Origin of the sequence: Pseudomonas sp. SWI44, from assembly GCF_002947915.1 — a bacterium.
GTDB classification, from domain to species: domain Bacteria; phylum Pseudomonadota; class Gammaproteobacteria; order Pseudomonadales; family Pseudomonadaceae; genus Aquipseudomonas; species Aquipseudomonas taiwanensis.
The window spans coordinates 5,553,787-5,564,760 of the sequence record NZ_CP026674.1 but is presented as its reverse complement, the minus strand read 5'-3'; the positions used below and the strand labels follow the sequence as shown (position 1 = coordinate 5,564,760).

9 protein-coding genes are annotated in these 10,974 nt (G+C 57.3%); 4 read left to right on the top strand and 5 right to left on the bottom strand.

Going from position 1 to position 10,974, the window contains the following annotated elements; genetic code table 11:
- Window position 1 precedes the first annotated feature (1 nt).
- Together paaG and paaF are read right to left on the bottom strand one after the other, a co-directional pair.
- Window positions 2-793, bottom strand: a complete 792-nt coding sequence (gene paaG / locus C4Q26_RS26190) for a 2-(1,2-epoxy-1,2-dihydrophenyl)acetyl-CoA isomerase PaaG (protein WP_104883931.1) — start codon at window positions 791-793, stop codon at window positions 2-4.
- Between the two features lie 36 nt (window positions 794-829).
- On the bottom strand, window positions 830-1,603 hold the full coding sequence (gene paaF, locus C4Q26_RS26185) for a 2,3-dehydroadipyl-CoA hydratase PaaF (protein ID WP_023380587.1): 774 nt from the start codon (window positions 1,601-1,603) through the stop codon (window positions 830-832).
- Window positions 1,604-1,955: 352 nt separating this feature from the next.
- On the opposite strand from paaF, the gene paaY reads away from it, so the two are divergent.
- From paaY to C4Q26_RS26170, 3 genes are all read left to right on the top strand, one after another.
- A complete protein-coding gene (gene paaY / locus C4Q26_RS26180; RefSeq protein ID WP_023380588.1) occupies window positions 1,956-2,555 on the top strand; it encodes a phenylacetic acid degradation protein PaaY in 600 nt (199 codons plus the stop codon).
- Window positions 2,556-2,632: 77 nt separating this feature from the next.
- On the top strand, window positions 2,633-3,556 hold the full coding sequence (paaX, locus tag C4Q26_RS26175) for a phenylacetic acid degradation operon negative regulatory protein PaaX (protein ID WP_023380589.1): 924 nt from the start codon (window positions 2,633-2,635) through the stop codon (window positions 3,554-3,556).
- Between the two features lie 315 nt (window positions 3,557-3,871).
- Window positions 3,872-4,453 (top strand): nucleosidase, encoded by a 582-nt coding sequence (locus C4Q26_RS26170; protein WP_027906948.1) that lies wholly within the window; start codon window positions 3,872-3,874, stop codon window positions 4,451-4,453.
- Window positions 4,454-4,702: 249 nt separating this feature from the next.
- On the opposite strand, the gene C4Q26_RS26165 is transcribed toward C4Q26_RS26170, so the two are convergent.
- Window positions 4,703-5,134 carry a DUF4019 domain-containing protein gene (locus C4Q26_RS26165; protein WP_158664927.1) on the bottom strand — a complete coding sequence of 144 codons (432 nt, stop codon included), beginning with the start codon at window positions 5,132-5,134 and terminating at the stop codon, window positions 4,703-4,705.
- Between the two features lie 744 nt (window positions 5,135-5,878).
- Here C4Q26_RS26165 and C4Q26_RS26160 point away from each other — a divergent pair.
- A complete protein-coding gene (locus C4Q26_RS26160) occupies window positions 5,879-7,324 on the top strand; it encodes a hypothetical protein (protein WP_158664926.1) in 1,446 nt (481 codons plus the stop codon).
- Between the two features lie 756 nt (window positions 7,325-8,080).
- Here C4Q26_RS26160 and C4Q26_RS26150 read toward each other — a convergent pair.
- Window positions 8,081-9,049: a hypothetical protein gene (locus tag C4Q26_RS26150; protein ID WP_104883927.1), complete on the bottom strand. Its 969-nt coding sequence runs from the start codon at window positions 9,047-9,049 to the stop codon at window positions 8,081-8,083.
- Window positions 9,040-9,744, bottom strand: coding sequence for a hypothetical protein (locus C4Q26_RS26145; protein ID WP_104883926.1), 705 nt, complete (start codon window positions 9,742-9,744; stop codon window positions 9,040-9,042). The genes C4Q26_RS26150 and C4Q26_RS26145 overlap by 10 nt, the downstream gene beginning before the upstream one ends.
- Window positions 9,745-10,974 lie beyond the last annotated feature (1,230 nt).

The following is a 10,974-nucleotide window of genomic DNA, read 5'->3' as shown; positions in this document are numbered from 1 at the left end:
TTCAATGCCCCTCGAACGCGGGTGTGCGCTTGTTCATGAACGCGCTTACACCTTCGCGGTAGTCATCGCTACGCCCAGCCAGGCGCTGCAGGTCGCGTTCGAGTTCCAGTTGCTGATCGAAACTGTTGTCGAAGCTGGCGTTGAGGCTGCGCTTGATCAGGGCAAGGCCGTAGGTAGGCTGGGTGGCCAGGTGACGGGCCAGGGTAAGGGCTTCGTCACGCAGGTCTGCGTCATCGACGACGCGATGGATCATTCCCCAGCGCTCGGCTTGCTCGGCGCTCAGTCGCTCGCCCAACAGGGCCAGGGCCTTGGCGCGAGCCATACCGACAAGGCGCGGCAACAGCCAGGTACCGCCAGAATCCGGAACCAGACCGATCTTGCAGAAAGCCTGGATGAAACTGGCCGAGCGGGCTGCCAGCACCAGGTCGCAGGCTAACGGAATATTTGCCCCGGCGCCGGCAGCGACGCCGTTGACGGCACACACCACAGGCATCGGCAGGTCACGCAAGGCGCGCACCAGCGGGTTGTAGAACTGGTCGATGGATTCACCCAGGTCAGGCATCGCCGCTCCCGGCGCGACATTGCGGTCTGAAAGATCCTGGCCAGCGCAGAACCCGCGGCCCTCGGCGGTCAGCAACAGGACCCGCGCCTCGGCGCTCTGGCGTACCTGCTTGATGGCTTCACGTACCTCCATGTGCATTTGCCTATTGAAGCTGTTCAGCTGTTGCGGACGGTTCAGTGAGAGGAGGGCGACACCGTCCTCGATGGAAAACAGGATGTGCTCGAAGGTCATGGCGGGCTCGCTGTGTCGAACGATAAAGAAGGGGGATCAACGGCCTGTGAACCGGGCCGGGCGTTTTTCCATGAAGGCGCGTACGCCTTCGTCGCGGTCTGCGGTTCCGGCGAGCAACGTGAACGCATGGCGCTCGAAGCGCAGACCGCTGGCAAGGTCGATATCGCCGGCCTTGAGCAGGGCCTCCTTAGCCAGTCGCACGGCCAGGGGGGCTTTGGCGGCGATGCTTCGGGCGACCTGTAAAGCACGCTCTACAGTCAGTTCCGGCTGAGTGATTTCACTGACCAGCCCGGCCTGCAAGGCATGGCGGGCGCCAATGGCCTCGCCTGTCAGCACCATCTGCATGGCCAGCGGTTTGCCGACGGCACGCAGCAAGCGCTGGGTGCCGCCGGCGCCTGGAATGATGCCGAGGTTGATTTCGGGCTGGCCGAAGCGGGCATCCTCGCCAGCGATGACAATGTCTGAGCACATCACCAGCTCGCAGCCACCGCCCAGGGCATAGCCATTCACGGCGGCGATCAATGGCTTGGCAAAGGTTGCGATCCGCTGCCAGTGCGCAACGCGGGGATCGTTGAGGATGCCCACCAGATCACGCTCGGCCATCTCGCGAATATCGGCACCGGCGGCGAAAGCCTTGCGGCTGCCGGTCAGCACGACCACCTGGGTGTGCTCGTCGCGTTCGGCGTCTTCAAGCTCGGCGGCAAGCTGCTCCAACAACTCGGTGCACAGGGCATTGAGGGCTTCTGGCCGTTGCAAGGTGATCAGACGCACGCCGCTTTCAGGGGCCTGCACATCAAGGTAACGAGGCATGTCGTATTCCTCAGGCTGCTCGCGCGGCGCAGTGGACGGCCGGCTTTTATTGGAATTGTTTGCAGGGGCGCGGCACGAACCACGCTCAGGTATTTCAGTATATGCCTTATGCGATACACAATATCAAGCATGAATACGTGATTATGTATCCAATAGTGTGCGTGATGCATTGATGGAACCGCGGTTTGACCTGACGAAATCCCGCAGAAAATGGTTGAAAGGCGATTTCTGGCGGGAGCGAATCACGCGCATCCACGCTGAAAAAAGCGATACATGGATAATGGCAATTGACGAAAAATATCGAAGTGATACAAGATCAAGCAACGCTTCAAATCATTTCTGGAGGTGCGAGATGCCTTGCTATCGTTTGGACGGGCTGACCCCCGTCATCCATCCAACCGCCTACGTGCACCCCAGTGCGGTACTGATTGGCGATGTGATCGTTGGCCCTGATTGTTATGTAGGCCCACTGGCGTCCTTGCGTGGGGATTTCGGTCGAATCGTGCTCAAGGAAGGCGCCAACCTTCAGGACACCTGCGTGATGCATGGTTTCCCAGGGGGCGACACCGTCATCGAGCGAAACGGCCATGTTGGCCATGGCGCAGTGCTGCATGGTTGCCAGGTGGGGGAAGACGCTCTGGTGGGCATGAATGCCGTGGTCATGGATGGTGCGCGCATCGCACCCCGCTGCATCGTCGCCGCCGCGGCCTTCGTCAAGGCCGGCTTCGAATGTCCCGAGCAGAGCCTGGTGGTCGGCTCACCAGCGCTAGTCAAACGTTCGTTGAGCGAGCAGGAAGTGGCGTGGAAACAGCGGGGTACCGAGGCGTATCAGCAACTGACCCGGCGCTGCATGGCGGCACTGGTTGAGTGCCCACCCTTGAGCGAAGTGGAAGCGCAGCGCCCGCGCATGGGTGATTCGGGCTTCAGGCCCAAGAGCGAGGCGGGCGCATGAGTGTGGGCGCGCTCGGCAATGGCCAGGCAGCCCGCCGCACAGGTATAGTCGGTACTTTATCTGCGCACAGTTCCTCCATGAGCAACCTTGCCCCACTCAATACTCTGATCACTCGCTTTCAGGAACAGACGCCGATTCGCGCCAGTTCGCTGATCATTACCCTGTACGGCGATGCCATCGAGCCCCACGGCGGCACCGTGTGGCTGGGCAGCTTGATCAACCTGCTGGAGCCGATCGGCATCAACGAGAGGTTGATTCGCACGTCGATCTTTCGCCTGACCAAAGAGGGATGGCTCACGGCCGAAAAGGTTGGCCGACGCAGCTATTACAGTTTGACCGGCACCGGCCGCCGACGCTTCGAGAAAGCTTTCAAGCGGGTCTATAGTCCAAGCCAGCCAGCGTGGGACGGTGCCTGGACACTGGTGCTCCTGTCGCAGCTGGAAGCGGTCAAGCGCAAAAACGTGCGCGAAGAGTTGGAGTGGCAAGGCTTTGGCGCCATCGCCCCCAACGTGTTGGGCTGCCCCCGTGCCGACCGTACCGACCTCGCCGCGACCTTGCGCGAGCTCGATGCCGACGAGGACAGCATCGTCTTCGAAACCCATGCCCAGGAAGTGCTGGCCTCCAAGGCCATGCGCGCGCAAGTTCGCGAGAGCTGGCGCATCGATGAACTGGGTCAGCACTACAGTGAATTCATCCGCTTGTTCAGGCCGTTGTGGCAGGGACTGAAGGAGCAGGAACAACTGGACGCCCAGGACTGCTTCCTGGCGCGCACCCTGTTGATCCACGAGTACCGTCGTTTGCTGCTGCGCGACCCGCAATTACCAGACGAGCTGTTGCCAGGGGACTGGGAGGGCAGGGCCGCACGCCAGTTGTGCCGCAACCTGTATCGTTTGGTATTTGCCAAGGCTGAAGAATGGCTAAACAGCGCACTGGAGACCGCAGACGGGCCGTTGCCAGAGGTGGGGGAGAGTTTCTACAAGCGTTTTGGTGGCTTGGTGTAGATGATGCGCTTTCGTTACCAGGCCTTAGTAAAGGCGAAAACAGCCGCGGAAGCGGAGTTTACGGGTTGTAAATGAGCGTTCCGAGGCTGTTTTCAACGCAGCATCACCGAGTATGAAGGCTTTTCGAACAGAGCCTATGAAGCAGGGGCGGTCTTGATGCCGTTGGGCACATGATAGGTTGGCCAAGGTCACCAGCGACCAATTGCGAGCAACCGCGCCTAGACGGATGCGTCGGGGTGCTCCGGGACTTGCAATTGACCAAGGTTCACCGACAATAGCCTCGCCCTCTGCAAGCCAACTGGAATGCCCCATACCATGATGCTTACCCAGCAATTTTCTGATATCGCCCTGGCCGACACGCTATTCGTGTTCGCCCTAGAGGCAGAAGCTGGCAACCTGTTCACTGGCATGAACACCGTGTTCACCGGTATCGGCAAGGTCAACGCCGCCATCGGCCTGACCAAGGCCATTCAGCAGCGCAAACCCAAGCTCATCGTCAACCTCGGGTCGGCCGGCAGCCAGGGGCACGGTAAGGGTAGCTTGGTTTGCTGTACCCGTTTCGTGCAGCGTGACATGGATGTGACGCCGCTGGGCTTCGCCCGTTACCAGACGCCACTGTCGGAGATACCCGTGGTGCTGGAATATGGCGTTGCGCTGCCAGGGATCGCCCAAGGCATCTGCGGCAGTGGCGACAGTTTCGAGGTCAACCACGGCCAAGCCCCTTACGATGTGGTCGATATGGAGGCATATGTCCTGGCATTGATCGCGCGCGGGGAGGGCATTCCTTTTGTTTGCCTGAAGTACATTTCCGACGATGCGGGCGACGACGCGGCCAATGACTGGTCGGTGCAGGTGCACCTGGCTGCCGAAGCGTTCAAGCGTGTGCTGCTCGACTGACGTTCTAGACTGTCGCGAACGGGCGATAAGACGTTTTCGTACCTTCTGATTGTCGACAGCTGGCGCGCTACGGGAGTTTCGCGAAGTGCACACGTCTGTAATGGAAGCGAGATTGAATAACCCAAACTTTATTAAGGGTGGAGTCGGGTTATTCAACGGACGGGGATTTACTATATCTTAATTACACTAAATGATTATTTAGTCGAGTTAAAGGAAAAACGCCGGCAAGTGAGTTTGCCGGGGACAACGTCAGAGCAGCGGTATTGCTGCCTTCAACTGGATGTTTTTGCTGATGTTGTAGCCTACCACGCGCCATTGATCATCCTCTTCGACGAGCAACACAACTTCAACCACTTCGAGATTAGAAAAGGACGACTGTATCTGGACCGCGGCGTAGAGCCCTGGCGGTGCATCAGGCATTTCTCGAGTGAAGCTGATCTGTGCATGGTTACGATGTTTGAACTCGCCAACACCCGTGCGCAAACCACTGATGCCTTTGACCCAGTTGGACTCGGAGGTCGACGCCTTCAGCGCCGAACCGGCTGGGAGCCAAGTCAAATCGGCCCGTCCTTCATCGAGCAACATCAGGAACTCTAAGGCTCTGCTAGCGTTGGTATTGATTGAAACATCGCATGCTGAGAGTAACGACAGGCAGATAATCAGAGTGACGGATTGCTTCATGCAAATAGAGCCTCGTGGCGTAGAGCGGGCGTGATAGGCATTAGAGCGGATTGGGCCGAGACGGATAGTCGAAGGTTGGGATCGGGCTTGTAGCATGAAGAGTGATTCTTGCATCACCTAGCTCAGGTGCCTGCATACGGATCTGCGCATAATGCATATTATGTTAAATACAGTGTCACGTTCGAGCGCTCTTGATATGTCACCAGCCCCCGAAAACCAGACTTTGCCTCGATTGACCATACAACCCTCCAATCAAGCCGTTACGTTCCAATCCTTCAGTCTCTTCTCAGCTTCGCAGCCCCGAAATCCCTGAATGCTCGGTTTGAAAACCATAATTTTGCAACCAGAAACCCTGTCTCAAATCCCATCATCTAGTCCAATCATTTGATTAAGTTTAAACATCTCCAGTCATGCCTGTGCTCTGCTCGACGATCGGCACAATTGCGTAATGCAGCGCCCAAGCCGATTCACAATCAATTCTCACGGCTCAGGCAGTCTAGAACTGAACGGCCTCCGCCAGCATCCTTTAGCGTCTATAATTTCATTTCATGATTTGGCGCTCGATCGCCTAGGCCCCAGCGTCGGCTCACCTGGGCCAAGCTCGGACGCCAGCAAGCAGCTCAATGCCGGCGGTCTTATCACGCTGCGTCCTAGATACCTCGATGCGTCTCATGGCCACCGCTATGGTTTTCAAAACTCGAAGACCTCCCTAGCACTGGTCGCGCGCCCGAGGAGCTTTAAGTCATGATGAAATCAGCGCGGACATCGATTAAGAACCCATCGGGCAAACCACAACCAAAGCCGGCGTCCAGCGCACCGCACGATTCACCAGCGAAGGCAGCGGATAAATCAGCGAAACCGATGGACTCCTTCGTGCCATACCCTTTGTTCCCGCCTTTTGTGCTGCTGGGTGACCATCAAGGCCTGGAGCGCCCAATCAATAACGACGTCCGAACGCGGCTCGATACCCTAGACCCCGAACTGAAGGCGTTTCAAACGTGGCGCTTCGGGATCGACTTCCTGACCAAGCAGTGCCAACGGCCGCAATTCACTCCAAGGCACTACAAGATGGTATGCCCAGTGCTCGAGACGATGATGCATTGGAGCTGGTCAATTCGGCACAAGTCGATCCCGGAATGGCAAGAAACGGATGCCAGGGAGTTCATGCACTTCGTCATGCGCTTACCCATGTCGTGGATCTCTAAGACTGGTGGGACACGTTACCTACTGGGCAAAGCAGTGTTCGCGGTTAAGCCAATTAATGACAATTGGCGCCCGATAGTCAGAAAGCAGCTCGCAGGGGATTCCGTCCCAACCGATTCCATCCCGTCGTCAGCCTCCATACCAGAGTCAAGATCAGATTTCGCACTCGGAACCGATCAGCACCGACAGGTATTCATGCACGGTGGGAGGGATTTTTTCGACTATCTAGGTACCGTTCTGACTACAACGACACAGAATCCGTTCGATGGTCTAAAACCGACAGACTTCGAGGCTCGCCGGAGGAAAACACGGACGAATTTTACGCTGGCCCAGCTGGCAGATCTGATGTCGACGGCAGTATCCCTGGCCGAGCACGATAAGCAGTTGCAGCCGTGGCTCCTCGTCGCAGCTGTGGCCATCTACTCTGACGTCCCGCTGCGCGCGCTGGGGTCATCATCGGTACTGAGACTCACGTTTTCGAGCTTCAAAGCCGACGGCGCGGGTTCCCGAACGACAGGCAAAAAACAGACCTCACCGGCATGGTTTGAAAGCCCTCACTACCCTCGCCTGCGCTTTCCTTTGCATCCTCAGTTCGCGGCCTATTTCCGTCGTTACGCCCAGTTCAGACGCAGTCAGAATTCAGATATTACCCCTCAGAGTCTGCTGCTGCCTTTGATGGATGGTACTGGCGGGTACGCGGGCAACACCATGGTCGATCTTTTCGGCAGGTTCACGACTAGCATTTTGAGGCGACTACAGCAAAGTCCGCTCGCGGCGCACGCCCGCTGGCGCGGTTGCGATCAGTTTCAGGCTGGGGCATTAATCACCTTCCTCAACCTGAGGAAGTCGGCCAAGACAGCTGGATGGGTGCCGAGTGCGGTCAGTATCGCTGAGCCCCTACAGGATGCCAATACGTGGCCGGATATTGGCATCGGTAAGCATCTCCCGGCATCAGAGTGGCTTCGCAAATACGCCAGTACGATATAGTTTTGGGTGGGCCTCGCGGTGAAATCAGGGTCTTGGCCCTTCGGGCTTTCCATCCTCGTTCCGGCGCGCTCCGCTTGCGTCATGAGAAGGTTCTCTAGCGCTGAAGCATGAAGCTGGCATGGGTTTGGCTCAGCAAACATGCTTGTTGTTATCAGGCATCCTCCAGGGCGGGAGCGCCTCTGCACAGCCGTATAACCTGGCTATGCGCAGAGGGAACATTTTTACTCCTTTGGCGTCCCCGCCCTCCCGCAAGCCGCTGGATCCTCCCGTCAACTTGCCAGGATTTTCTGGTCGGTTCAGGAATTAGCCTGGTTGGCAGCAGACTTTTGGAGATACCAAGTTGGCAGCGGATGACGATGCATCCTGGCGGAGATAGCGACCAGCACATCCCACGGCGTGTTGTTCCACTCGAACTCATTCGGCGCCGCGCTCTGTGTTGGCCGGTGCAACGATGCGATGACCTCCTCCTCAAGCTGGATGAGACCACCGCAGCTCAAAGCTTGGCCACCGCGCGCTATGACCGATTAGCCTTTTCGTTGAAGATGATTTGTGGCCCTCTTCTGATTGGCATAGTGTTGGCGGTAGGTAGCTATGCAGCCATGAAGACCTACCCTCAGGCGTTGATCCCACTTCCCTTCATCACAGCCCTCGGAATCGGGTGCGTCCCACTGTTACTAGCGTTGCTGTACTCACCCAAGGTGACCGACTCCACTGCCAGCCTTGGCGCTGCTAACCATGCTCTGAGGCTGATACGACTCAGGCCGCTAGGAACATGATCTCTCTCGAGGTGGATGCCTTCTGCAGTAGGCCCGGGTGCATGGTTTCCAGGGTAATGACCTCGGCCTGGTAGGCCAGCGCGGGCATCATCTGCTTCCCGTGCTGCAAGAAGTCTGTCACATCGGCGAATTGCTTTTGGGAGATCGCGGACGCGGCGGCGCGGTCGCTGGTCAAACCCTCAATGCGGTTAATATTCAACGTCCGGATATCCGCCTCTAGCTGGGCTAGCGACTCATGAGCGTATTTCACAGCGCCTGATTTAGCCTGAACGTGTGACAACGCAAGGCCAAGGTTGACTAGGCGATCTTGCAGCAACTTGATGTCACTCAGGCGCTGAACGGTGCTTGCAGGTATAGCGGCGTGCCGCTCAAGAATGAGCTTTGTGAATTGATACTCCTTGTGGAAAGCAGGGATGAGCGCTTTGAGCTGCTGAACGTCGCCCTCTTCACAGAACTGCCGGGCGGAAAGCAGCAAGGATCGAAACTGCGCTTCGTCCGTTAGCTGGCCACGCTCGTGAGCCTCGCTGACTAATTTCCATGTCTCAGCAATAGTCTGAGATTGAGCCTGGATCTGTGAGCTGATCTTGTTTAGCTTTTGACATACGATCACAAATCCAGCTGTGGTCACCGCGAGGTTCAGGCCAGTCATCACCAGATTGGCTGTCTGCAAACCTTGCAGCACGCTCATGCTGTGCTGCAGGTGATCCATCCCGGTCTGGAGCGAACCCAACCCATTCGAGAGGGTGTCCTGGAGCTGTTGGAGTTGCGCTTGGGTTTGTTGACTATCTCCTGGGAAGAGAAGGTGCCCAACGATCTGCCCGCCTCTCTCAGTCCCTTTGGCATGGCGAACCACACCGCCAAATAACTCATACTCCCCGCTTTTGAGCTTGGCTAGGATATCCGGAAGGTCTGGAAGGGAGCGCAGCAGCTCTTCATTTATCACAGACATGCGCGTAGTTTCTCCGAATAGGTTGCGAAATCTGCTTCATATCGGGCCCGGCGAATTTTGGCCACCTGAAGCACTGCGGGAGTGGTGATGCGAAATGCAGGTGACGTGGCTTGGTAGATCGCAGCCCCAGCAGCGCCAAGCGCCAATGGAGGGGCTGCCAGCGAAAGCAGGCGACCACCCACAGCCCCAGCCACGCCCGCAGCTCCACCGGTAGCCGCAATGCCGCCAATAGCGCCCGCGGCGGAAATCAAGCCTTTCACGATCTGAGCGATGTACGCCGAAAGCTTTGCGATATCCCGGTATTCCACCGCCGCCACGTCCCCGATGTATTTCTTGACTGCCAGGCCGATGATCATTTCTTCAACGGCATAGATGTCATGAGATGAGCCGGGTTTTCCATCCAGCTTTTTCGCCACATCCGTCGCGAGCTCCATGTATGCCACTCCACTCGACCGGAAGAACGTGGCGATGCTGTTGCTGCCAAACGAACGGATTTCGGCCTCAAGCACATCAGGAATCGATTGCAGCTTACCCTGCGCCTTGCGATTGAGAATGGTGGCCTTGACCTTGCTGTCAAGAGCTACCCTGCCCTTGCCGTTATCGGTAATGAGGTCAGCCAATACGTCCAAATCAGCGCTTGATGCATTCGACAACAGGTCTTCGAGTGACCGGTTTCGCGGAACAACCAGATCCATGTTTCCCCCGTAGATTTGCTAGTGCCCGACCCGCCTGCAGTAATTGCTTTAGGCCATCATGAGATATCCGAATTGTAGCGAGTCGTTCCTACGGTGTCTCTTCGCGCACATCAATGCTAGAGATGCTGCGCGAGGCCATTCAGATTGCCGATGACCTCAAGGCCGGCTGCGTGCGGGTCGGCGTGCAGCGGAGACAGTTAGTAATCGTCCACAATGCTCGCCTGTTCACTCATCCACTATCGCAGACGATACCCGTCATGGAAGTCCCCGCTGCGCGATCTCCGATTCAGTGTTCTCCTTAGGGCGCATGCAGGCATCCAGACACTTGCGGTGTCTCCTACCGCAAAAGACAAGGCGGAAAACCTCGGCCGGCAGCACAGGCCTTGTTGTCACCTGTGGCGTTGTTCTGCACACAATGGCCTATTACCGGTGACGCTGAGTAAGGCGTCGTTTCGTCGGGCGATGCCGATGTGCGACAGAATGTCTCTGGATCTGTAGTTACTTAGCTTGCTAAGCTATCTTTCGTGTAATACAGCGGCCCAGCATGGCTTTGGCGAAGCGATGCCCAAGCGTGAAGCCGCATGCTCGCCCTACAATCGATCTAGTTGCGCCCCCTTCCCACGACCGACATTCTGAAAAAGACTGCTGATCTCATCTACAGCATTCGCTATGTCGTACCTGCCTTCGCACTTACGATTTACGTGATTGCCGGCCTCGCGTATTTCTTCGCCTTCAAGTATTGGCCCAGCCTTCCAGAGAACACCCAATCAGCGATCCTGGAAAACCTGTCTTGGGCGATGAACGCCACGTTTTAATCCATTTCATCGATGGCGAGCGGAGGCGTAAAGTGGCTATCAGTAACTCCTGAAGAGCGATACGCCCGAACCTTCAGTGCCCTCGCCCTCTCAAAGGCACTCCCAGTGCTTTGGCGGCCTCACCTTTATCACAGTCGTCGGTGCCAGCAGCCTCCCAATCATCCTCTATCAGGCCACTGATCTAGGGCGCATGCGCGGCGTCGCAGGCATGGTCGACATGAGGTTAAGCGCCCTCGTCTATTCATCATTGTCGAACTCTGACGGCGTGGCCAATGCCCCACCCTTTATTGGTCGGCGCCAGTAGCCTCCGTTGGCGATCCTGCTTGATTACGCGCAGGTGAGTGACAGGTGTGGCATTGTGCTACATTCCGTCCTGCAGCTCCTCGGCCTGCACCTCGTGAGCCCAGGAAATTGC